The 23,953-nt window shown below is 40.3% G+C and carries 26 protein-coding genes; 7 read left to right on the forward strand and 19 right to left on the reverse strand.

All coding sequences use genetic code 11. The annotated features are described in order from the left end of the window. The 5 genes from ACZ5OK_RS11680 (at window position 1) to ACZ5OK_RS11700 (ending at window position 2,755) form a co-directional block, all read left to right on the forward strand. Window positions 1-477: a Na+/H+ antiporter subunit E gene (locus ACZ5OK_RS11680; RefSeq protein WP_343837183.1), complete on the forward strand. Its 477-nt coding sequence runs from the start codon at window positions 1-3 to the stop codon at window positions 475-477. Next, window positions 478-786: a Na(+)/H(+) antiporter subunit F1 gene (locus ACZ5OK_RS11685; RefSeq protein ID WP_343837185.1), complete on the forward strand. Its 309-nt coding sequence runs from the start codon at window positions 478-480 to the stop codon at window positions 784-786. It begins immediately after the preceding gene. Continuing rightward, window positions 767-1,111, forward strand: coding sequence for a monovalent cation/H(+) antiporter subunit G (mnhG, locus tag ACZ5OK_RS11690; RefSeq protein ID WP_464758188.1), 345 nt, complete (start codon window positions 767-769; stop codon window positions 1,109-1,111). Before ACZ5OK_RS11685 ends, mnhG begins: the two co-directional genes overlap by 20 nt. Window positions 1,112-1,770: 659 nt before the next feature. Further along, a complete protein-coding gene (gene sigK, locus ACZ5OK_RS11695; protein ID WP_425542175.1) occupies window positions 1,771-2,493 on the forward strand; it encodes an RNA polymerase sporulation sigma factor SigK in 723 nt (240 codons plus the stop codon). Between the two features lie 88 nt (window positions 2,494-2,581). Then, on the forward strand, window positions 2,582-2,755 hold the full coding sequence (locus ACZ5OK_RS11700) for a hypothetical protein (protein WP_343837187.1): 174 nt from the start codon (window positions 2,582-2,584) through the stop codon (window positions 2,753-2,755). 33 nt (window positions 2,756-2,788) lie between these two features. On the opposite strand, the gene mtnN is transcribed toward ACZ5OK_RS11700, so the two are convergent. Together mtnN and ACZ5OK_RS11710 are read right to left on the reverse strand one after the other, a co-directional pair. Then, entirely contained in the window at window positions 2,789-3,481 is a 693-nt protein-coding gene (mtnN, locus tag ACZ5OK_RS11705; RefSeq protein ID WP_343837754.1) for a 5'-methylthioadenosine/S-adenosylhomocysteine nucleosidase, read from the reverse strand. A gap of 2 nt (window positions 3,482-3,483) precedes the next feature. Beyond that, complete coding sequence (locus ACZ5OK_RS11710) at window positions 3,484-4,257, reverse strand: YrrS family protein (protein ID WP_343837189.1); 774 nt, start codon at window positions 4,255-4,257, stop codon at window positions 3,484-3,486. 209 nt (window positions 4,258-4,466) lie between these two features. On the opposite strand from ACZ5OK_RS11710, the gene ACZ5OK_RS11715 reads away from it, so the two are divergent. Beyond that, a complete protein-coding gene (locus tag ACZ5OK_RS11715; protein ID WP_343837190.1) occupies window positions 4,467-4,715 on the forward strand; it encodes a hypothetical protein in 249 nt (82 codons plus the stop codon). A gap of 75 nt (window positions 4,716-4,790) precedes the next feature. On the opposite strand, the gene ACZ5OK_RS11720 is transcribed toward ACZ5OK_RS11715, so the two are convergent. The 17 genes from ACZ5OK_RS11720 to ACZ5OK_RS11800 all read right to left on the reverse strand — a co-directional run bounded on the left by ACZ5OK_RS11720 (window position 4,791) and on the right by ACZ5OK_RS11800 (window position 22,321). Further along, a complete protein-coding gene (locus ACZ5OK_RS11720) occupies window positions 4,791-6,539 on the reverse strand; it encodes a peptidoglycan D,D-transpeptidase FtsI family protein (RefSeq protein ID WP_343837191.1) in 1,749 nt (582 codons plus the stop codon). An 89-nt stretch (window positions 6,540-6,628) separates the two neighbouring features. Continuing rightward, window positions 6,629-7,105, reverse strand: a complete 477-nt coding sequence (greA, locus tag ACZ5OK_RS11725) for a transcription elongation factor GreA (RefSeq protein ID WP_343837193.1) — start codon at window positions 7,103-7,105, stop codon at window positions 6,629-6,631. Between the two features lie 127 nt (window positions 7,106-7,232). Next, window positions 7,233-7,868: a uridine kinase gene (gene udk, locus ACZ5OK_RS11730; RefSeq protein WP_343837195.1), complete on the reverse strand. Its 636-nt coding sequence runs from the start codon at window positions 7,866-7,868 to the stop codon at window positions 7,233-7,235. A 38-nt stretch (window positions 7,869-7,906) separates the two neighbouring features. Beyond that, on the reverse strand, window positions 7,907-8,551 hold the full coding sequence (locus tag ACZ5OK_RS11735) for an O-methyltransferase (RefSeq protein ID WP_343837197.1): 645 nt from the start codon (window positions 8,549-8,551) through the stop codon (window positions 7,907-7,909). 115 nt (window positions 8,552-8,666) lie between these two features. Beyond that, a complete protein-coding gene (mltG, locus tag ACZ5OK_RS11740; protein ID WP_343837199.1) occupies window positions 8,667-9,782 on the reverse strand; it encodes an endolytic transglycosylase MltG in 1,116 nt (371 codons plus the stop codon). A gap of 157 nt (window positions 9,783-9,939) precedes the next feature. Further along, window positions 9,940-10,227, reverse strand: a complete 288-nt coding sequence (locus tag ACZ5OK_RS11745) for a DUF1292 domain-containing protein (RefSeq protein ID WP_044158276.1) — start codon at window positions 10,225-10,227, stop codon at window positions 9,940-9,942. A 13-nt stretch (window positions 10,228-10,240) separates the two neighbouring features. Next, the gene (gene ruvX / locus ACZ5OK_RS11750; RefSeq protein ID WP_343837201.1) at window positions 10,241-10,654 is read right to left on the reverse strand and encodes a Holliday junction resolvase RuvX; all 414 of its coding nucleotides are present in this window, start codon (window positions 10,652-10,654) and stop codon (window positions 10,241-10,243) included. Then, complete coding sequence (locus ACZ5OK_RS11755) at window positions 10,651-10,923, reverse strand: IreB family regulatory phosphoprotein (RefSeq protein WP_044158278.1); 273 nt, start codon at window positions 10,921-10,923, stop codon at window positions 10,651-10,653. The genes ruvX and ACZ5OK_RS11755 overlap by 4 nt, the downstream gene beginning before the upstream one ends. Before the next feature lie 64 nt (window positions 10,924-10,987). Continuing rightward, window positions 10,988-13,624, reverse strand: coding sequence for an alanine--tRNA ligase (alaS, locus tag ACZ5OK_RS11760; protein WP_343837203.1), 2,637 nt, complete (start codon window positions 13,622-13,624; stop codon window positions 10,988-10,990). 745 nt (window positions 13,625-14,369) lie between these two features. After that, window positions 14,370-15,458, reverse strand: a complete 1,089-nt coding sequence (locus ACZ5OK_RS11765) for an AI-2E family transporter (protein WP_343837205.1) — start codon at window positions 15,456-15,458, stop codon at window positions 14,370-14,372. A gap of 107 nt (window positions 15,459-15,565) precedes the next feature. After that, complete coding sequence (locus ACZ5OK_RS11770) at window positions 15,566-15,760, reverse strand: hypothetical protein (protein ID WP_343837207.1); 195 nt, start codon at window positions 15,758-15,760, stop codon at window positions 15,566-15,568. Between the two features lie 69 nt (window positions 15,761-15,829). Beyond that, a complete protein-coding gene (recD2, locus tag ACZ5OK_RS11775) occupies window positions 15,830-18,157 on the reverse strand; it encodes an SF1B family DNA helicase RecD2 (protein WP_343837209.1) in 2,328 nt (775 codons plus the stop codon). A 17-nt stretch (window positions 18,158-18,174) separates the two neighbouring features. Further along, window positions 18,175-18,852, reverse strand: coding sequence for a tetratricopeptide repeat protein (locus tag ACZ5OK_RS11780; RefSeq protein ID WP_343837211.1), 678 nt, complete (start codon window positions 18,850-18,852; stop codon window positions 18,175-18,177). Window positions 18,853-18,947: 95 nt separating this feature from the next. Then, window positions 18,948-20,063 (reverse strand): tRNA 2-thiouridine(34) synthase MnmA, encoded by a 1,116-nt coding sequence (gene mnmA / locus ACZ5OK_RS11785; protein ID WP_343837213.1) that lies wholly within the window; start codon window positions 20,061-20,063, stop codon window positions 18,948-18,950. Window positions 20,064-20,077: 14 nt separating this feature from the next. Continuing rightward, a complete protein-coding gene (locus ACZ5OK_RS11790) occupies window positions 20,078-21,217 on the reverse strand; it encodes a cysteine desulfurase family protein (protein WP_343837215.1) in 1,140 nt (379 codons plus the stop codon). 41 nt (window positions 21,218-21,258) lie between these two features. Then, on the reverse strand, window positions 21,259-21,681 hold the full coding sequence (gene cymR, locus ACZ5OK_RS11795) for a cysteine metabolism transcriptional regulator CymR (RefSeq protein ID WP_343837217.1): 423 nt from the start codon (window positions 21,679-21,681) through the stop codon (window positions 21,259-21,261). After that, on the reverse strand, window positions 21,635-22,321 hold the full coding sequence (locus tag ACZ5OK_RS11800) for a YczE/YyaS/YitT family protein (RefSeq protein ID WP_464758792.1): 687 nt from the start codon (window positions 22,319-22,321) through the stop codon (window positions 21,635-21,637). The genes cymR and ACZ5OK_RS11800 overlap by 47 nt, the downstream gene beginning before the upstream one ends. Before the next feature lie 283 nt (window positions 22,322-22,604). Here ACZ5OK_RS11800 and ACZ5OK_RS11805 point away from each other — a divergent pair, with 283 nt between their 5' ends. After that, a complete protein-coding gene (locus ACZ5OK_RS11805; protein ID WP_343837219.1) occupies window positions 22,605-23,888 on the forward strand; it encodes a replication-associated recombination protein A in 1,284 nt (427 codons plus the stop codon). Window positions 23,889-23,953: the final 65 nt, after the last annotated feature.

The raw sequence follows: 23,953 nt of genomic DNA on the forward strand, positions 1-23,953 counted from the left end.
ATGGCATTGCAAATTCTTTTTAACTTAATTATTGCCTTTATGTGGATGTTTTTGGAGGAACAATATCAATTTTCAACGTTTTTCTCAGGTTATCTGGTCGGGATTTTACTATTGTTTCTCTTAAGACGTTTTATTCCCGATGCCTTCTATCTGAAACGTGTTTTTAAAGTCATTCGTTTAATTCTCTTGTTTGTTAAGGAACTGATTTTATCAAACTTTAACATTCTAAAGCATGTTTATAAGCCAAAATTCAACGTTAAGCCCGGGATTTTTGCTCTTCCTACAGAATTAAAAAGCCAATGGGAGATAACATTGCTTGCAAATTTAATTTCCTTAACCCCGGGAACCTTGACAATTGCTGTGTCTCATGATTATTCACACCTCTACATACATGCTATGGACATACCAGATGTAGAAAAAGAAATCCGGTCAATTAAGGATACGTTTGAGAAGGCTATATTGGAGGTGACAAGATAAATGGGAGAGGAAGCATTTTTATCCCCAATGTTACGAGCGGTAACGATCATATGTATAGTTGGTATTTCGGTTTCCATTTTTATTTTAATTTATCGGGTTCTAAAAGGGCCTACTAACCCTGACCGTGCTGTTGCACTGGACGCTATTGGTATTAATTTAATGGCTCTGGCTGGTTTACTGGCCATATTATTGGTTACTACTCAATTTAATGATGTTATTCTGCTCATTGGAATTTTATTATTTATTGGTACCATAGCAATAGCGAAATTTTTAGAAAAGGGTGTTATCATTGACAGAGATCGTGATTAGTGTCTTTCTGATTATCGGTACCTTTATAACATTATCTGGTTCTTTAGGTATTTTACGCTTTCCTGATGTCTATACAAGACTACATGCATCCACCAAGGCTTCTACATTAGGAGTGGCCGGCATTCTCATCGGTGCGTTTTTATTTATGTACTTTGATGTTGAAATCATCAGCGGAAAATTGATCCTGGGTATTATCTTTATTTTACTTACTGCTCCTGTCTCAGGGCATATGATTTCCAGGGCAGCCCATAATACAGGTGTAGAGCTTTGGGATGGAAGTATTAAAGATGCTTACAGTGAAGAGAAACAAGATCAGAAGAAATAATGAACATGAGGCTGGAACATAAAAGTTTTCGCTGAAGTAAATTCGAATTATGATAGGTGCAGGGACCACCGCTACAGAAATATACTTCGCTTTCACCCAAGGGCACAAGTGCGACATCTATTCAAACTCCCAAAGGTCGTTTTCATAGTGTCTTCTTTGCCGTGGGCGGCTGGTGAGCCTCCTCGCGCTATCGCGCTTGTCCTGTTACGGCTCTCTCAGGCCCAAGCAGTCATAAGCAGAATCCACTACGTGACAGATAGCGTGTCACTCCATGGATTGCTTATGCTGTCGGGCCTAAACGGTCGCCTTCACTTTTCATTGCGAAGTCTCACCTAGGCCTTCCTCCCACGACGAACAGGACGTTCTAGTGTCGGTGTTGGCACAGGACGTGCCGTTTTAACCGACCAGGAGTCTACGTATATTTCCTCCGCTAAGGTACCCTATACTCTATAATTCGGTTTATGACAAGGCGAATTAGTTATGTCACGGCCTCTTTTTTTTTGATTAATTAAAAATAGAAGTTGATTGCTCATACTTCAGCACTGGCAAAACAAAACAGGTACTTTCACCTATTGTTAAAAATAATTAAAGGTCGGACAGACACAATATTGCACACCTCCTCATAGGCTTTACAATATAGGCTTTTGCCTAAATGTCTCATGGAGGTGTCTTGCTTGTTAAGTATCTTGAAAACACTCGCTGTATTTTTAAAAGAAATGTTCTTTTTTGCCTCCTACATTAAAAACAATGCTTTTCCTCAGCCACTGTCTTCGGAGGAAGAAGCAAAATACTTAAAATTAATGAAGCAGGGAGATGAGCATGCCAGAAATATGCTGATTGAGCATAACCTGAGACTTGTTGCACACATCGTGAAAAAGTATGAAAATTCCCGTGAGGATCAGGAAGATCTTATTTCGATTGGAACCGTCGGATTAATTAAAGGTATTGAAAGTTATTCTCCTGATAAGGGTACAAAGCTGGCAACGTATGCAGCTCGTTGTATTGACAATGAAATTCTTATGTTTTTAAGATCTCTGAAGAAAACACGAAAGGATGTGTCCTTGCACGATCCCATAGGTCAGGATAAAGAAGGAAACGAAATTTCATTAATGGATATTTTAAAAATGGATAATCCAGATATGGTTGAACAAATTCAGACGAACATGGAAATTCAAAAGGTCCATGAATTCTTAAACTTATTAGATGAACGGGAAAAAGAGGTTATAATGAAGCGTTACGGATTAGGCCGTTATAAGGAACTGACTCAACGGGAAATTGCAAGGAACTTAGGGATTTCAAGAAGCTATGTTTCGAGGATAGAAAAACGTGCATTAATGAAGATCTACCATGCCTTTCACCGGGAAAGCCGTAATACAAAGTAATTTTTCACCAATTGGGGGAATGTCCTGTACAGTTTGTTTGTCCCGTGAATAATTTATAATAAACCCAGGGACTAGAGGTGATGGGCAAATGTTCTATGGTGGGTTCTATCCCTATGGATACCCATTTGGATATGGCTCTCCGTACGGTTATGGCAGTTACGGAGGATACGGATACAGCGGTGGAGGATACTGGCTGGCTTTAGCCGTTGTCCTTTTAATCCTGTTAATCATTTTCGGTGGATATTACTACTACAATTACTAATCAGGAGGGTGCCAACATAGCACCCTCCTGATTTTATAATTTGTTCAGCATACTCATAATTAACGTTGCCGCGTTTTTTGCAGCTTTATCTAAAAACTGATCAAAGGAAACAGAGGATTCCTTACCAGCGATATCAGACAATGCACGAATGATCACAAAGGGTGTTCCATACTGATAGCATACCTGGGCGATCGCTGCCGCTTCCATTTCAGATGCCTGAATTTCCGGAAACTGACGACGAACAAACTCCACTCGCTCAGGCTTATCCATAAATGAATCCCCAGTTGCAATTAATCCTCTGACAGACTCTACATCCTGCAAATTAGAAACAGCATTAACTGCCAGGGAAATAAGTGTCTCATCTGCCTTAAAAGAAGCAGGCATTTGAGGAACTTGTCCATATTCATAGTTAAAGGCCGTAACATCTACATCATGGTGGACAATGCGATCTGAGATGACCAGATCTCCCACATCCAATGCTTCGGCAAACCCTCCGGCGGAACCTGTATTGATGACATAATCAGGCTGGTAGCGTTCCAATAAAATGGTTGCAGACATTGCGGCATTAACCTTTCCAATGCCTGATTTTAACAGAACGACACCATGTCCCTCTAAAGTACCTTTATAAAATAAAGAACCAGCTATCTTTTCTTCATGTTCAACTGTCATACGACTCTTTAAAAGTTCAATTTCTTCATCCATTGCTCCTATAATACCGATCATCATGTTCATTCACCACTTTCCTGTTGTTGACCTTCCTCTTTTTCGCTTTCCTCCTGGTCTGTATCTTCCCCTTCAATGTCATCACTAAAATGCTTTTGTTTGATATCATTTTCCTTTAATACTTCGACTTTTTCCGGTTTCCATCCTTCATTTGGGACCCATTGCAAATAGACTCGGTAGGTTTGAGTCTCAGCTTTATCTGAAATAGTTATCTTCACCCTTTGCGGACCGCCTCCATTGGTTACCCACCAGGAAATATAATCTGATCCAAGGCCGGTTGCATAAGCCGCTGCACTCCACATTTCTTCCCAGTCAGCTGTACCTTTTTCGTATGTTGTTTCGTGGGGTTCCTCCTGCTCGGTTCCAATAGGTTCCCAGTCCTTTTCAATGACCTTTAATACATTCGGATCTTCGCTTTCAGTTACAGTAGCTTCTTCTGTGTTCAAATCTGAATTCTCTTCTGTCTGTGAAGAGGATTCATCGTCAGCATTTTCCTGACCTTCATCACTCGTCCCGTTTTCGGTTCCTGCTTCAGATTGCTCTGATGAATCATTTTCATTACCAGTATCAGCTCCTGTTTCTTCTGACTCTGTCTGCTGCCTGGTATCAGACTCACTCTTATTGGCCTGCTCTTCATCATCATTAAAGACAAACGTAAAGACTAAAAATACACTAAGCAGTACAGCTAGTACAATTAAAGTATTCATCAGTTTGGTATTTTTTCTTCGTTTACTAAAACGATCAACTCTTGAACCGTCATCAAAAAATGAATTTGACACCGTATCTCTCTCCCTTCTTCCTTATTATACAACGGTTTTGGCTTGTAACCAACCGCTTTTCGCAGGGGTATTATAGTCCTTACTCCATGACATATGGACAAATGTCCGTCGATTTTCATTTTTTTATGTCTAAATTCTTCTAGTTTTGACATAAGAGAAGGACTTGCCACATATACATCTAATATTCTATGAGAAAAGGGGGCTTTACTATGAAAAAAACAAGTTTTGACCAGGACTTGTGGGGACTCACTCAATTTAATGAAATTGGTTATGATAAATGTCAGGGTAAATTATTTATCTTTTACTTTTCTGGAACAATCCTCGAATTTCAGGAGGTAACAGAAGAGGATGTCTTTAAAATCATTACTTCCCCTAATAAGGAAGACTTGGTTGAAAACGCCTTTAAGAAATGTTTCCCTTTTGTCCACCATCAAAGTCAGGCAGCACTTTCAGGATAAAATGAAAATTGTCATAAAAAACTCCCTTTTCATGGCTGCAGGTTTCCATGAAAAGGGACGTGACAGGTTATTAGGTTATTCATTCTTCTTTAAAATAGCGTCAGCCATTTTCTTATAAATTTGTAAATGGTGTGTTTGTGCTCCAGGTTTATGTCTTAGATCTACTACTGCCATGGCATATTTCGGTTTTTTCTCAGGAAAATAACCGACAAACCATGAATTCTCAAATTCAATCTTTTCATCGTCATCGATATTCAATTCGGCTGTGCCGGTTTTTCCTGCAATGGGCAATTCTCCTAGTGTACTTGCTGTTCCGGAATTTCCAGTAACCAGCTTTAATAAGGAGCGTAGACGTTTAGCTGTCAGGGGACTAATTTGCTGTTCCTTATCCTTATTATTTTTTTGTGAGAATGAAGCCATTTCGGCACCATTTTGATATAAAATCTGATCAGCTATGCGTGCGTCCTGTCTTTTTCCATTGTTTGCAATGTTCGCCATCATATTGGCTGCTGCTAAAGGAGTCACCTTCACATTTTTTTGTCCAATAGCTGTTTGAAAGATGGCGTCTTTTACATGACGGTCAGATTCATCTGCCCAGATTGTTCCTTGTTCTTCATCAGGAATCTGGGTAAAATCCTCATAACGAAACACATCACCTGACCAACCAACCGGACCTATGATTCCTAATTTTTTCGCATACTTATCAATAATCTGTCTATCAGACTCCATTAATTCCAGTGCCAGCTTTGCAAATGTACGATTGCAGCTCTGAGCAAAGCTCTGTTTAAAATTCAACCTTCCTAAATCACGGTCAGCCTCTTCTTCTCCATAGACACCTTTGGAACAGTTAAAACTTCTTGGTTCATCAACAAGTCCCTTTTCTATAGCAGCAGCGGCAATCACTGTTTTGAATACGGAGCCAGGAAAATCTGCCGTAATCGTGTGGTTTCGTATACTATCATTTCCGTATGGATTCTCTGTATCTACATTCGGGCGACTAACCATCGCCAGCACATCTCTGGACTGAACATCCAGCAGAACAAGGCCGCCCTGATTCACTTCATACTGATTAAATAAATCCTCAGCTTTTTTCTGTAGTGGTACATCTAAGGTTGTTTTAATTTTAGCCGGATAAAAATGATTATTATCTCCGGCATACTTTAAATCAAAACCAAACATCGGCCTTCCATGACCATCAACATGAAACAAAAGCTTTTCCTGTTCCTGCGCGACCAAAAAAGGATCAAATGCCTCTTGAAGCCCTGAAATTCCAACAGGTACGGTTTCCTTTTGAGAATTTTCATCATACCTTTTCTGATAAAGAGCGGGATTTTGCCTGACAAATCCCAGCAGATGCTGAGCTAATTGAGGATCTTCATTTTTAAAACGTTCCATCAGGCGAATTCCTTTTAAGTCCATTTTCTTTAACTCATTAAACTGTTCGGACTTTATGCTTGTATCCATCAGACTTGTTAAAAAAGCAGGCTGATCCAGGTTATGTATCTTCTTTTGCAGTGATTGGGCGGAAATATTTAATACCCCGGAAATCTTTTTATAGGTTTGTTCAGCGTTTAACTTTGGAAACAGGATGATATCAAATATTTTTTTATTGGTTAGCGGTTCTCCCTGTCTGGATAGTATTTGTCCCCTGCCGGTCGATAAAACCATTTGATGAGAGCGCTGAGCTACACTTCTTTCTAACAGATTAACATTATCCGGACCAAAACTCTTCGTTGAAAACAGCTGAATATCTGCCAAACGATATATAAGAATACCAAATAGAATGAGGACGATTGATAATAAAATATAGAGTCTTTTTTTCATTGCTGTCACCCAGTAAAAGTGTACCCATGCGGACTGCAATTAAAACAAAAAAAGAGCAAAATGCGTTTACGCACTTGCTCTTTTTTTCTCTAATCCACTTTAATAATTTTTACATTGATTTCCCCGGCTGGAGTGGCTACGGGAACTTCTTCACCCACTTCGCGGCCAAGAAGGCTTTTCGCCATTGGAGAGTCATTGGAAATCTTTCCTTCAAAAGGATCAGACTCTGCACTTCCTACAATGGTGTATGTCTCTTCATCTCCATCAGGGAGTTCCTGAAATGTGACAGACTTCCCTAACTGAACAACATTCTGATTTTCGGTATCATTTTCTATAATCACAGCGTTACGAATCATTTTTTCAAGCTGGGCAATCCTGGACTCAACAAAAGCTTGTTCGTCTTTAGCTGCATCGTACTCAGAGTTCTCGGATAAATCACCAAATCCCCGTGCAATCTTGATTCGCTCTACGACTTCCTGACGCTTTTCCGTTTTTAATTCATGAAGTTCCTGTTCTATTTTTTCTTTTCCTTCTTCTGTCATGTAATAACTTTTTTCTGTTGCCATACCCCAAAACACTCCTTCATCATTAACCATTCAATCAACATTTATGAATGTATTCCAAATTCATTACCAAATTATAGTTACTCTTCTATACTATGGCAGATTTTTTTGATTTTTTCAATACCTATGTTCATATAATCGAACGTTTTTCAAGTATACTACGAACTTTGGTTGTCATCAAATCGATGGCGACCAGATTTTGACCGCCTTCAGGTATAATAATATCGGCATAGCGTTTTGTCGGCTCAACAAATTGCAAATGCATAGGTCTGACAACATTTTCATATTGTTCAATAACCGATTCAATGGATCTTCCTCTTTCTTTAATATCACGCATTAACCGACGAATAATCCGAATATCAGCATCCGTATCTACAAAGACCTTAATATCCATTAAATCTCTAAGGGCCTTATCTTCAAGAACTAAAATCCCTTCAATGATAATAACATCTCTTGGTTCAACCGGAATAACCTTGTCCGATCTTGTATGAAGTTTATAGTCATAGACAGGTTTTTCAATCGACTCACCATTTATCAGCTTCTTAAGATGTTCAATTAACAGATTATTATCAAATGCCAGCGGATGGTCATAGTTTGTATTTAGTCGCTCTTCCAGCGGTATATGACTTTGATCTTTATAGTAATAATCCTGTTCAATGATTAAAATGGACTTATCGACAAAATGCTGGTGTATTGATCTTGTGACAGTAGTTTTACCAGACCCTGTACCTCCAGCAACCCCGATCACAACTGGTTTTTCTGACATGCCGTATAAGCTCCTTTCTCGCCCAATAAGCTAATTTTTCATTCATCTTCTTTCACACTCACCGCAACTCCGTCTCCCACAGGAACAATCGTTGTGGAAAAACTCGGCTGCTGTATCAGCCAATCGTTATACACACGAATTTTCTCACCAATTTTCTTCATTCGGGTGTTTTCTCCGGGTGTTGAAGCAACATATCCCTTAAAAAGGACGTTATCTGAAATAATCATACCACCCTTAGGGACAAATTTTTCATATAGGGTGAAGAATTTCTGATATTGACCTTTGGCCGCATCTATAAAAAGGACATCATAGGGTCCCTTTTTCTCAACAAGGTTCGTTACCTCCAGGGCATCTCCAAAAATAACATCCACATGGTTCTCTTCCTGAGCCTTATGTATATTTGACAGTGCATCCTCATAACGATCTTTGTCTCTTTCAATCGTTACAATATGTGCTGACGGTGCAGCTTCAAGCATACGTAACGCAGAATAACCAATGGCCGTACCAATCTCTAAGATGTTTTCCGGCTGTTTTATACGAATCATCTGCTTTACAAATTCCATGCTTAACGGTTCCATGATGGGAACCTGATGTTCTTTCGCATAGGCTTCCATCTCTTTAGTTAAATTACTTTTTACTGGTAACGTCCCTTGCAAATAACTTTCCAGAGAATCATCTCTCACACTAAGACCTCCTAAGAGCAGTGCTAATAACGATATTAGTTTATCATAAGAAAAGTAGGGTATGCGAATGAAATTCACATGACCCTACTTAAAAGTTTTGCTCATGTAACGACATTTAATCGATATATTGAGCTTTTTTCCTATTATGTTCTTCCAGGGATTTGGAATAGTGAATTTTTCCATTGTCTGTTGCAGCAAGGAAGTATAACCAGTCAGATTCAACAGGCTTTACCACTGCTTCTAATGAGGTCTCGGCAAAATTGGATATAGGACCAATAGGTAAATCTGCATACATATAAGTATTATATGGGGAATCAATTTCCAAATAATCATAGATAACTTTTTCTTTGTGTTCTCCAAGTGCATAGAGAACAGTAGGATCCGTTTGCAATGGCATGCCTTCATCCATACGATTATAAAATACGCCGGCAATTTTTTGACGATCTTCAAAAGTAGTGGCCTCATTTTCTACAAGAGATGCCATGGTTATGGCTTCATGTACAGAAAAATTATGAGCCTCAAATTGGTCCATATATTGAACCACTACCTCTCTCGTTTTATCCAGCATCTTATGAACAATCTGGTCTACAGAAGGATCCTCAGTGTAAAAATTGTATGTAGCGGCAAATAAGTATCCTTCCAGTGGCGCTTTAATGCCTTCTTTTAAAATTGCATCACTTAGTATAACAGGATATGCATCAATCAGATCCTTAACGAATTCTTTATCATTCACCTTCTCCAGAAATTCTTTTTCTGATACTGATGAACGTTTCGAGTAGATATTTGCAATCTCTTCAACGGTTTTACCTTCTGGAATGGTTACCGTAATAACAGGATCTTTCTGCACTGTTCCTGTCTTCAGGTTATCTATAATCTCATCCAGGGTCATCGATGGTGATAGCTCATACTCCCCGGCCTGAAAATCATGTTCATTTTTAAACTTTACATAATAACGAAAAATGGTATCATTTTTGATAATGTCCGCTTCTTCCAGGGTACTTGCAATTGTTGAAACGGTTGATCCTAATGGAATTTCCACTTTTTTAGTTTTATCACTTGAAGGATCGACTGGTTGTAACGCGGATTTTACATAGAAGTATCCTGAAAATCCAATTGCAGCTATAACAATAACGGCTATAGTTAATACAGTGAAAACGATTTTCCGAACCGTTCTGGCCTCTTCATATTGAGTTTTTTTCTTCTTTTTGAAATCATTATCCGAAGTAGACACTTGTCTCCTCCTTTCATCTGGTACATTATACTACAAAATATAGCATGATTCTATTTTTTTAATAAAATTCTCATATTCCCTTTTCATCAAATTATGGGTTCCTAAGATCAAAAAAAAACTGCCTCTTAAAAGGCAGTTTTTCTTCTCACACTCTTTTTCAGGATTCTTCCTCATCTTCCTCTGTAAATGTATTTAACATCTCTTCAATCATATCCCACTCTTCATCAGTCTCAATTTGATAGAGCGTCAGATCATTATCCTTTTCATCCTCTTCAAATCGAAAAGCGAATACCTCCTGCTCTTCTGCCTGTGCCTGTTCTACCGGGACAACAACCATATAAGATTTTTCTGTCTGATCCACATCGAATGTGAATAGTACCTCAAAGAGATGTTCTTCACCTGCTTCATCAGGGATAATAATACGCTCTTTCTCATCTAAAGCCATTCCAATGTCCTCCTTAGCTTTTTGCATCTAAATAACTCTGTAAAATCATCACGGCAGCCATTTTATCGATGACCTTTTTTCGTTTTGCCCGACTCATATCAGCCGATAGTAATATACGTTCTGCAGCCATTGTTGTTAACCGCTCATCCCATAGTTCAACGGGTAATTGGAACTCTTCCTCCATTTTACCGGCAAAATCTTCACAGGCTTTTCCTCGCTCACCAATTGTACCGTTCATATTTTTAGGATGACCCACGACTACCTTTTTTATTTGATGCTGAGTAATGATTTGACGAAGCTCGTCCACTACCTGATGAAACTCTTCTGTCCAGCGTATGGTTTTAATACCCTGAGCTGTCCAGCCAAGCTCATCGCTGACAGCTACGCCAATTGTTTTTTCACCTACATCCAATCCTAATATTTTCATTTATTCGCCTCTTCATGTTGTTCCAGGTAATATTTTACTAACTCCTCAATTAACTCATCCCGCTCAATTCTGCGGATTAACTTCCTGGCATCCTTGTGTCGAGGAATATAGGCCGGATCCCCTGATAACAGGTATCCGACAATTTGGTTTATGGGATTGTAGCCTTTATCCTGTAAAGCAGAATGTACCGTCAATAATATTTCATTAACATCCTGCTCAAAAGGTTCTTCCGAAAAATTAAACTTCATTGTTTGATCATTTGAGCTCATGCCGATTGACACTCCTTATTGGAAAGAAATTCATTTATATTCATTATAAAGCTTTTAGGGTCAATCAGGAAACCGTTTGAACATATTCTTTTGCATATTCTATGGCCTCATCAATCTTTTCAGGCTGTTTTCCGCCTGCCTGAGCCATATCCGGACGGCCGCCACCGCCTCCACCACAGCGGGATGCAGCTTCTTTAATCAGATTACCTGCATGATAACCCTGATCCATTAGATCTTTGGATACGCCTGCAGCTAATTGTACCTTACCATTGCTTACCGCTCCCAGTAAAATAACTGCTGAACCCAGTGTCTGTTTCATTTCATCCACCATGTTTCTGAGAGCATTCATATCGGAAACATCAACTTTGGCAGCAAGCACAGAGACACCGTTAATTTCCTCAACAGAATCGGTAATACTCTTGGCCTCTAAGCTGGAAAGTTTGGCTTTCAGTGACTCATTTTCCCGTTCAACATCTTTCATTTCTGCAAATAATGTGTCAATACGAACCGGAATCTGTTCAATGGTTGTTTTCAGTTTTGAACTTGTTTCCTGAAGAAGCTGTTCACGGCCTTGCACCCATTCATAAGCACCTTTTCCTGTTAATGCTTCTACACGCCGAGTACCTGCGCCAATTCCTGATTCAGAGGTAATTTTGAACATTCCAATTTCAGCAGTATTGGAAACGTGACAGCCTCCGCATAGTTCGATGCTGTAATCGCCAACGGATACAACACGGACTGTATCCCCGTATTTTTCACCAAACAGAGCCATGGCTCCCATTTCTTTTGCTTCTTTAAAGGATTTGATATTGATATTAACAGCGATTGACTCCCATATTTTCTCATTAACTTTTTGTTCAATTTCCTTTAATTCATCTTCGGTTACAGCGTTAAAATGGGAAAAATCAAAGCGTAAACGGTCCGGTGCTACCAGCGATCCTGCCTGATTTACGTGGTCACCGATGACATCTTTAAGTGCCTGATGCAGAAGATGAGTGGCCGTATGGTTTTTAATCGTATGACCCCTTAAGCTTTGATCCACTTCTGCTTCAACCTGATCACCTTTTTGTAAAGTGCCCTCCTCAATGATGACTCGGTGCATGTTTTGTCCATTTGGAGCTTTTTGCACATCTTCAACACGTGCTGAAGCATCGCTGGTTTTAATCGTCCCCTTGTCGGCAACCTGACCTCCACTTTCCGCATAAAAAGGAGTCTGGTTCATGAACAGATAAATTTCTTCGCCTGATTCAGCTTTGTCTGTCCGTTCATCATTCTTAACCATTTCCACAATAGTGGACTGGGTTTTCAGCTGGGAATATCCTGTAAATTCACTATCAAAGGTCAGGTCACGAAGAACACCACTTTGTACCTTCATGGACTCAACCTTTTGTCTCGCCTGCCGTGCACGGGAGCGTTGTTTTTCCATTTCCTGATTAAAGCCTTCTTCATCAATGGTGAAACCTTCATCCTCTACGTATTCTTCGGTTAGCTCTTTAGGAAATCCGTACGTATCATAAAGCCTGAAGACTTCTGTACCCGGAAATACAGAGCTTCCCTTTGTTTTCTCTTTTTCAATGACTTCCTTCAGAATAGCTAAACCATCATTTAAGGTTTCATGGAATCGCTCTTCCTCTGTCTTTATCACGTTGGCTATGAAGGATTGCTTTTCCGTCACCTTTGGATAGAAATCAATCATAATGTCAGCTACATCTTTCACTAACTGATACATAAACGGATCTTCTATACCTAAGTATTTCGCATAACGTACGGCGCGGCGTAATAGTCTTCGTAGTACGTAGCCGCGACCTTCATTGGATGGCAAGGCTCCATCCCCCACCGCAAAGGTTACCGTACGAATATGGTCTGCAATCACTTTAAATGCTGTGTCGTATTCATCCTTCGTTCCATATTTTATCCCAGCAATATCAGACGTATGGTCAATAATTGGCATAAACAAGTCGGTTTCAAAATTTGTTTTTGTATCCTGGATCACACTTACCATGCGTTCGAGTCCCATACCTGTATCAATGTTTTTTTTAGGAAGTGGTGTATATGTATGATCCGGATTATGGTTAAATTGTGAGAACACAAGATTCCAGATTTCTAAATAACGTTCATTTTCCCCACCAGGATAGAGTTCCGGGTCCTTTGGGTTATTTCCATATGCCTCTCCACGGTCGTAGAATATTTCCGTATTTGGACCACTGGGACCTTCTCCAATATCCCAGAAGTTTTCCTCTAAACGAATAATACGCTCCTCCGGCAGTTTGACATCATTCAGCCAGATTTCATATGCCTCATCATCTTCAGGATGGACCGTAACGGATAAACGTTCAGGATCGAACCCTATCCATTTTTCACTGGTCAGAAACTCCCAGGCAAACTCAATAGCTTCTTTTTTAAAATAATCCCCGATAGAAAAGTTACCCAGCATTTCAAAAAAGGTATGGTGACGAGCTGTTTTCCCGACATTCTCAATATCATTGGTACGAATTGATTTTTGTGCATTACAGATTCTTGGATTTTCCGGAACAACAGATCCATCAAAATACTTCTTTAATGTCGCGACACCGCTGTTAATCCAAAGCAACGTTGGATCTTCAACCGGCACCAATGATGCACTTGGCTCTATACTGTGACCTTTTTCTTTAAAATAGTCCAGAAACATCTGTCTTACTTCAGCTGATTTTAAATGCTTCATTTTCTTTTCCTCCTTCAATTTTATCCATAAAGATTGTGTTTCCATCATTCGTTGCAAATCCGATTCCAATTCATATGTGCGTCCACAAAAGTGTTCAAAAGAAACAGCAAACTTTCTGAAAAGGACTTAAAAAACATCAAGTATAAAAAAACTCCCATCTCTGCAATAAATGCAGGGACGAGAGCTGAGGTCGCGGTACCACCCTGATTATGGATTATCATCCATCACCTTTTGCGTTCTAACGGCACGCTGCCGGCGGGGATTAGCCGCACTCCGGATTAGCTTTCCAGGACCTTATATCTGAAATTCCTTCCAGCCAATGGGAATCTCTCTCTAATTATGGGATCATCCCCATAACATTAGATAGTATCCTGTACTCAGATCCTTCAACGATTTCCTATACTCGTATGATTATGCCGATATTATAGACAACTTTCAAAAACATGTCAAATGGAACGAAAAGCGGAGGCGACCGGTTAGGCCCGACGGCATAAGCAGAATATCCGTAGTGGCCGCTTTCTGGCCATGGAGGGTATTCTGCTTATGACCGCTTGGGCCTGGGAGCCGCAGCTGGACAATAGAAAAGCGAAGGCGACTGTTAAGGTCATGCGGTATAAGACGAAGACATGGAGTGGCATGGGTTTGTCCACGGAATGGCTTTGGCTTATATCCGCCTTGACCTAGGAGCCGCAGCTGGACAAAGAAAAGCGAAGGCGACTGTTAAGGTCATGCGGGACTTATAAGATTATCGATTGGCCTTCTTAGACCTCCATGCTTCTTTCATATTTTTCACAATTGGAGTTGGTTCTGCAAAAACTTTAATGACCGTTAGTACAGGAACAGCTAGAATCATTCCAGCAATACCAAATGATTCTCCCCCTATTAACAGAGCAAGAATGATTAAAACAGGGTGCACATGCAGAGATCTTCCGACGATATACGGCGACAGAAGATTTCCTTCAATCAGCTGGACACTGACGACGGCCAGAATCACATACAGCACCTTATTGGCTGATATCGTGAAAGCAATTAAAACAGCTGGGATGGCGCCTAATACCGGACCAAAATAGGGAATAATATTGGTGATTCCCATGAAGGTACCAAGCAATAAGGGATATTTCATATTGATCAGCCACATCAATAAAAAGGAAATCACTCCAACAAATAAACAGACTAAAAATTGCCCCCGAAGATAGCCGCCAAGATTCCGGTCAATATCTTTTAGTACCGATTGATAATGTCCCTTTTTATTTTCTGGACCAATCGCTAAAAAGGATGCTCTGAATTTTGGAAAGTCTTTTAAAAAATAAAAAACAAGGATGGGAATCACCGCAATCATAACGATTACATCCGTGATTCCGGTAAGGGAATAGGCAATATTGGTTAATAAATCTATAAGTCCCTCTTCCAGCTTCAAAAATGCTTCGTCCATTTTATCGTGGACATCTTCAGGGAATTCTGAAGTACTGACATAAAGGTTGTAAATCCATTCCTGGTAAGTGTCAAACAATTGGGGCAATGAATGAATTAAACCCTTTAATTGTTTGACAAATGTGGGAATCGCTTTATAAATGGCAGCCCCAATCCCACCAAAGATGACAATATAAATGACCAGAATGGCTGTCCACCTTGGCATAAAGCCATCAAGCCAATTGATCAGGGGATAGAGTAAGTAGGCAATGATCGCGGCAATTAAAATCGGAGTTAAAATCGTCATTAAAAAAGAAAAAGCAAATTGATAAAAAGGATAGGTTTTTAATAATAAATAAAACAGAATCGAAACAATAACCGCAATCCCGAGTATATATAACAGTCTTTTCTCTCTATTCGTCATCCATAACCCCCTCAATCGGGACTAATTTACGCGAAAATGAAAGGAGGACAGCATATGCAGCTGCCCTTTCTTCTGACTTTTTCATTTTTAACTGATAAAGATCTTACCTATGTATAAGATTTTGGCGTAAGCTCTTCATCATTGAACAAATCATCTAAAGAGGATAAAGTTCCATCCTCTTCTACTTCATGAACTTTAATTCGATCATTGTCCAAGGAAAGTTCGATAAAGCAATTCCAGCAATAAAATTGGTTATGTCCTATTTTCCCTAAATTTTGACCTTGACAATTTGGACAGTTCACTTTTCGGGCAACTCCTTTGAAGATAATCTAGTATAAGAGTTCCCCACGTGTTTCTTAAATATACATACTTCACATAAAATCATACGGAGACAGTTCTTCTTGGTCTGCATCCTCCACATCTTCTACCTTTTCGTCACCCGCTATTGGTTCACCGGCAAACATCTGTTTAATACGTTGGGATAGAGTTGTATTCCGTACATTCTGGTCCTCTGTGCTTACACCCTCTAAAAACGCTCGCTGATCTCCACATATAATTAGTGACTGCTTACTTCTCGTAATCGCCGTATATAAAAGGTTTTTCTTAAGCATACGCCGGAATTCCGGAACTACAGGCATGACCACAATCGGAAATTCGCTACCCTGCGATTTGTGAATAGATATACAGTATGCATGCATGAGCTGATGAAGCTCAGAACGAACATAACGGACTTCTTTACCATCAAAATCAACGACCAGCTGTTCCTGATTTTCCTCTGTTTCATCTGCCTTCAGAATCGTTACCGCATGGCCAATGTCCCCATTATAGACACCCTTCTCTGGTTGATTGACAAGCTGTATCACTTTATCACCGGAGCGAAACACCTGTTCATTAAATTTCAGCGTTCTTTTCCGGCTATTCGCCGGATTAAGGAGCTCCTGTAATGATTCATTTAATTTATTAATTCCGACATTGGAACGATACATCGGTGCCAGTACCTGAATATCCCTTATAGAATATCCCTTATCGACAGCCTTTTTTACTATATCCTGTAATAAGGACAGTGTATTTGTTCCCTGTGACCGGAAAAAGGAAAAATCCTCACCTCTTTTTAAGGATTGCTGATCACATTGATGATTTTTTATTTCATGAGCCAGCTCTACAATTCTCGAGCCCTCTTTTTGCCGATATATTTCGGTAAGCTTGCAAGTCGGAATAACCCCTGAAGATAGCAAATCCGTTAACACCTGTCCAGGGCCTACAGAGGGCAACTGATCTTCATCACCTACCAACACAATCTGTGCCTTACTGGGGATTGCCCGAAAGAGTTGATTGGCAAGCCATATATCTACCATAGAAAACTCATCTATAATGATCAGATTGGCATCCAACTGGTGACTTTGATTAAACTCGAATTCTTCACTTCCTGACCAGCCCAGCAACCGATGGATGGTTTGTGCTTTATGACCGGTTGCTTCTGTCATACGCTTCGCTGCCCTGCCTGTTGGTGCTGCCAGAACAATCGGAGACTCATCTTTTTCCTCATTATTGTTTTTCGGATTCAGTCGTTCAAAAACTCCGATAATTCCTTTGATAACCGTCGTTTTCCCTGTGCCGGGACCCCCGGTTAAAATCACAGCCTTTGAGTTTAAGGCCTGCTCAATAGCTTCATATTGTTCCCGTCCATAGCTTATGGTTTCCTTTTCTTCTATTTCGCCTAATGCTTTTAAAATATCAGCTTGTACGAATTCCGAGTCCAATTCAATATCCATAATCCTTTTTAATTGAGAGCTTACCCCTTCTTCCGAGAAATAAAGGGAAGGAAGGTAGACTCGGTCATCTTCTATGATGAGGTACCGTTCTTCTGACAACTCTATCATCTTCTGTTCTACCAGATCATTAGTTACAGACGGTTCCGTTTCATTCAGTAATTTCCGCACGTCATCACAGAGCTGCTCAAGATATTCATAAACATGACCAAATTGGGATTGCTTCTGTAAGATATGGATACAGCCAGCTTGTATTCTGGCAGGATGATCACCCGCAATGCCAATCATCTTAGCAATGTTATCCGCTCTTCTGAATCCAAATCCCTCAACTTCAAACACAAACTGATAGGGATTTTCCTCCAGCAGCTTCAGTGTATCCTCTTTATAAACAGCATAAATTTTTTGTGTAAGCTGAAGCCCAATCCCATAATCAGCTAAGGCCATCACCACTCGCTCAAACCCTTGATTTTCACGAAGGGTCTGACTAAAGGATGAAATCACATTTTTAGGAAATCCAGGGATTCCAGCTAATACATTTTCATCTTTTAAAATTTGATCGATGGCTGTTTCGCCAAGAACATCCACGATCTTTTGGGCGCTTTTTTTCCCTACACCATAAAAGATGTCACTGGACAAATAACGTACGAGACTATCCTTTGTTTTGGGGATTTCCCTTGTATATGTAAAAACCTGATATTGCTGTCCAAATCTGTTGTGCTGATAAAGATTCCCATAGAAAATATATTCCTGCTCCTGTTCAAGTGGTGGAAAATGACCTTTCACAACAATTTCTTTATCCTGAAATGGTTCGTTCGTATCCACAATCCGGATTAAGGCAATGGAAAACTTCTCCTCCGCATTATGAAAAATTGTACGGAGCAGTATCCCCTTTATATAACCTTTTTCCTCATTTACCAAATCCATTGCCATGTGAATATACTCCCTTTTTACTCATTCTCGTTATTATTCTGTTTCAACATTTCAAGTACTTTTTCCTTTCCATTCCCGGCAAGTACATGATCAGGCTGAATACGCAAGGCTTCATCGAAGTGATGCAGTGCCTTATCGGTATCTGCATAATATAAATGAGCCACACCTAAATTATAATGGGCATCACTATGTTCTGTCTCTAATTTTAGCACTTCTTTCATCTGGTCCATAGCTAAATCAATTTGCTGTGATTGGGCCAGGGCAAGTCCATACTGAAATTGTGCATCGACATCTTCTGTATTAAGCTCTGCAGCACGCTGTAAATATGGGAGGGCAAATCTTGACTTGTCCTGTTGTACCAAAGTCATACCCAGCATAAAGTAAACATCACCATTCTCCAGCCCTTTTTGCAGTGCGGCCTCAAAGTTCTGTTGTGCTTTACCAAACTGTTCCTGTTCAAAATACATATTACCCAGGCCATAGTAGGCTGTCATCGCATTCTCATCCAGTTCAATAGCCTTTTCAAAAAAGTTTTTGGCCCGCTCAAAGTCCTGAAGATGAAGCAACAGATTACCAAAATTAATATAACCTACCGGATTGCCGGGATCTTCATCAATGGCCTCTGTAAAGGCTTTTGCAGCATCTTCAAATTTTTGATTTTTCAAATATTCAATTCCTTCTTCCATTTTACCCATAAATCTTTCCCCCTAAAAGTTTCAAAAAAGGAAGGTCAGAATTAACAGGGTTCATCCTTGTTTTCCATTCTGACCTCAGTTTTTCCTATTGTATTTTAAGCCAAATGCTGAATATATTTTTCGTTTTTGATGACTCGGTCGATGGTTGCTCCACCAAGACAGACTTCACCATCATAGAAAACCACGGCCTGACCTGGTGTAATGGCGCGTTCTGGTTCAGCAAATTCAACCCGCACCTCACCATTTTCCCGCGGATAAACCGTAACTTTACTGTCCTGTTGACGATAGCGGAATTTAGCCGTACAGGTAAAAGGCTCATTGGATTCTATCGGTATAATCCAATTGCTGTCGGTAGCCTCAAGTGCATCAGAATATAAATGGTCATTATGGAAGCCCTGACCTACATATAACACATTTTCCTCGAGATTTTTACCAATCACAAACCATGGGTCACCTGAACCACCTATGCCTAATCCATGTCTTTGACCAATGGTATAGTACATTAAACCATCGTGATCTCCTTTTACTTCGCCAGCCAGTGTTTTCATTTTCCCTGGCTGGGCAGGCAGATACTCACTTAAAAATTCCTTGAAATTACGCTCCCCTATAAAACAAATGCCTGTACTGTCCTTTTTGGTTGCTGTAGCCAGATTATGCTTCTTTGCAATTTCACGTACTTCTTTTTTATCAATTTCACCAAGCGGAAACATAACTTTTGAGAGTACGTCCTGGGATAATTGATTTAAGAAATAGGTCTGATCTTTATTTTCATCAACACCTCGAAGCATTTCATATCGGCCGTTACGTTCACGGACTCTTGCGTAGTGTCCGGTAGCCAGATAATCGGCCCCTAATGATAAGGCATGGTCCAAAAAGGCTTTAAATTTGATCTCTTTGTTGCACATCACATCAGGGTTTGGTGTCCGGCCGGCTTTATATTCATCCAGGAAGTACGTAAAGACTTTGTCCCAGTATTGCTTCTCAAAGTTTACTGAGTAATAAGGAATATCCAATTGGTTACAGACACGTACCACATCTTCAAAATCTTCCGTTGCCGTACAGACGCCAAACTCGTCTGTATCATCCCAATTTTTCATAAAAATACCGACAACATCATATCCTTGCTCTTTCAACAAGAGAGCGGCTACAGAGGAATCCACACCACCTGACATTCCGACCACTACTCTTGTATCTTTTGGTTCCTTTTTCATGTTTTCACTCCCTCTTAAGTTAAGCGATGGATAATTTCTGAAACCTTCTTTGCACTGGTCTCTATTTGCTGTTCATCATTTGCATTTCCGAAGCTGAAACGAATGGAATTGGTTGTCCGTTCATCTTCAGAGCCGAACATTTCCGACAATACATGCGATGGCTCCACAGAACCTGCTGTACATGCCGATCCGCTTGAAGCGGCAATACCGGATAAATCAAAATTGGTTAATAAAATTTCCACATTCGTGCCAGGAAAACTGATGTTTACAATGGATGATACACAATGATCTTTATTTCCATTAATAGAAAATTCCACTTGCTCTTCTTCTAGTATCTGCAAAAAACGTTTTTTAAAAGCAAGATACCTTTGATTTCGATCTGTTCTTTCCTGTTCAACCAGTTCAACAGCCTTCTGAAGGCCTTTTACAGCCGCAGTGTTTTCTGTTCCGGCCCGGCGTTTACGCTCCTGTTCTCCTCCATGCTGCAAGGATTGAAGTTTAACACCTTCACGAATATACAAAAACCCAATCCCTTTAGGTCCGTATATTTTATGTGCCGAGGCACTTAACAGATCCACACCAAGTTCTTTCACATCTATCGGAAGGGTGCCAAAGGCCTGAACCGCATCTGTATGAAAATAAGCCGGATGCTCCTGTAACAGTTCTCCGATTTCTTTGATGGGTTGAACGGTACCTACTTCATTATTTACATACATCATCGAAACGAGAATGGTATCCTCGCGCAGGTGCTTTTGAACATCACTTACAGCCACCATTCCGGTCTCATCAACAGGCAAGTAGGTAACTTCAAAGCCTTCATTTTCTAAATATTCGGCCGTACGTAGTGTAGCATGATGTTCAATGGAAGTTGTAATAATATGTTTACCCTCGTTCTCTCTCTTCCGGGCCACACCAATAAGCGCCATATTATCCGCTTCTGTACCACCACTTGTGAATACAATCTCTTTTTCAGTTGCCCCAATACTCCGTGCAACGGTATAACGGGACTGATCCATGATTTTCCTCGCTTGTCTGCCATAGTGATGGACACTGGACGGATTCCCATAGGTATTTTCCAAAACCGGAACCATTTCCTTAACGACCTTAGGGTGAACAGGTGTGGTTGCCGCATGATCCAGATATATCGGTTCCATCGTTTCACCTTCTTTTCTATCTTAAAATTGCCTTATTACAGTTAAATATAAAACATGTAGCCATGCTGGTCTCCGCTGTCTTCAAAGTTTGCCAAATCTGCAAGGGTTGTTGTATCCAGTACATCCTTTACAGCATTACGAATACGTACCCACAGTTCCTTTTTCGCTGGCTCTTCCTCTTCAATGCCTTCAACGATGAAGATTGGACCCTCCAAAATACGAATTATATCACCTGCAGTTATATCTTCAGGTGCCTTGGTTAGCAGATATCCACCGTATGCCCCACGGATACTTCTGACAAATCCTGCATTTCGTAAGGGCGGGATTAATTGCTCCAAATAATGTTCAGAGAGATCATGATCTCTTGCAATAGCCTTTAACGACAACGGCTTTTTATCACCAAAATTTTTTGCCAAATCAATCATGATCGTTAAGCCGTACCGTCCCTTCGTTGAAATTTTCACTAGATTTCCTCCTCCAAATCAAATACTCCAATAAACGTTCAGACTGTGGCAGCGAAAAGCCGACAATGGATCCTAATAATACAGATGCAATCACCGTACCAATTCCAACCGGTCCTCCAAGGAGATATCCCAGGATTAAAACAATGACCTCAAGTCCGATACGAACCCATTGCACTTTCCAGCCTGTTTTTTCCGTTAATAAAAGCATCAGTGTATCTCTTGGGCCGGCTCCTAATTTAGCCGCTACATATAGGCCTATACCGTAGCCGGCAATCAGAAGTCCCACCATTAACGTAAGAAAATCCATCCACAAAGCACCCGGATCGGGTAGTATAAATAAAAAGAAATCGATAAATATTCCTATAAAGACCATATTTAAAATCGTACCAATTTTTGGCCATGTTTTTCTTGCAGCACATGACAGACTTACAATAAAAATACCGACAATAATACTCCAGGAGCCGACAGTTAATCCGAATTGTGTGTAGAGTCCATAGTGCAGTACATCCCAGGGACTAATTCCGAGATCTTTTGCCTTTATCGTTAATGATATCCCAAATGCCAATATGATAATCCCGACAAAATAGACGAACCATCTCATCCATAAATGCTGCCGGTCTTCGTATGAAAGCTTACTCATTCTCCACTCCCTCTCACTGATGTCCAGTCGCCTCCGCTTTTCTCTGTCCAACTGCGGCTCCCAGGCCCTAGCGGTCATAAGCAAAATCTCCTCCATGGCCAAAAAGCGGCCACTCCGAAGATTCTGCTTATGCGGTCGGACCTAACCGGTCGCCTCCGCTTTTCTGTAAACCATTGATATTATAGCATGAAACCCTCCACCCTTGCATTTTAAACACACGAGGATTACGGTAGAATTAAATTAGCACGCTTTCAATGTTTGTTTTTAAAGGAGAAGAGAAAATATGAGCTTACAACCCTTAGCTTACCGAATGCGACCGAAGAGTATAGACGATATTATAGGGCAGGAACATTTAGTCGGACAAGGAAAAATGATTAGAAGAATGGTTGAAGCAGGCAAATTATCTTCTATGATTCTTTTTGGCCCTCCAGGAACTGGAAAAACTAGTATGGCTATGGCTATCGCCAAAAGCATGGATTACCCTTTTAAACAGTTAAATGCGGTAGTAGATAAGAAAAAAGATATGGAAATCGTTGTGGAAGAAGCCAAATTTTCAGGCAAGATGATTTTAATTTTAGATGAAGTACACCGACTTGATAAAGGGAAACAGGATTTTCTTCTTCCCCATTTAGAGAGTAATCTAATCACCCTTATCGGCTGTACGACGAGTAATCCATACCATTCTATTAACCCGGCTATACGGAGCAGATGTCATTTATTTGAGCTGGAGAGATTAGGTCTGGAGGATATAAAAAATGGAATCGTACATGCTCTGGAAGACAAGGAGCTGGGAATGGGCGGATATAAAACTTCATTAACAGACGAGGCTCTGGAGCATTTTGCTTTCGCATCCAACGGCGATCTGCGCGCGGCACTTAATGGCTTGGAGCTTGCTGTAACCTCTACAGAAAAAAATGAAGAAGGTGTTATCTCCATCGACCTGGCTACTGCCGAAGAATGCATGCAGAAAAAAAGCTTTTCACATGATAAGGACGGTGATGGTCATTATGATGTTCTATCCGCCTTTCAAAAGTCCATTAGAGGGAGCGATGTCAATGCAGCCCTTCACTATTTGGGACGTTTAATAGAAGCAGGTGACCTTGATAGCATTGGCAGACGCCTGGTGGTATGTGCCTATGAGGACATTGGTATTGCCAGCCCTCAGGCGGGACAAAGAGCACTTGCAGCTGTACAGGCTGCAGAAAGACTTGGTTTTCCCGAAGCCCGAATTCCCTTGGCTGTATCTGTTGTAGAGCTCTGTCTTTCCCCTAAGTCAAATTCTGCTTATAAAGCTCTGGATGAAGCGCTCCAGGATATTCGTAATGGAAAAAGCGGAGACATCCCCAAGCATTTAAAAGATGCTCATTACAGTGGTGCAAAATCTTTAGGTCGGGGAGTAGAGTACAAATATCCTCATAACTATGAACAGGGCTGGGTAGCTCAGCAATATTTACCGGATTCTATTAAAAACAGGGAATATTATCAGCCGAAAAAAACGAGTAAATTTGAAGCATCTCTTAAACAAGTATATGAAAAAATTCAGGGAATAAATAGAAATTCCCAATAAATAGAGTATAAACTCCTCTTTTATTGAACAGACTAGAAACAAAACAGTGATGAATAACTATTATG

The organism is Salinibacillus aidingensis (assembly GCF_055393355.1).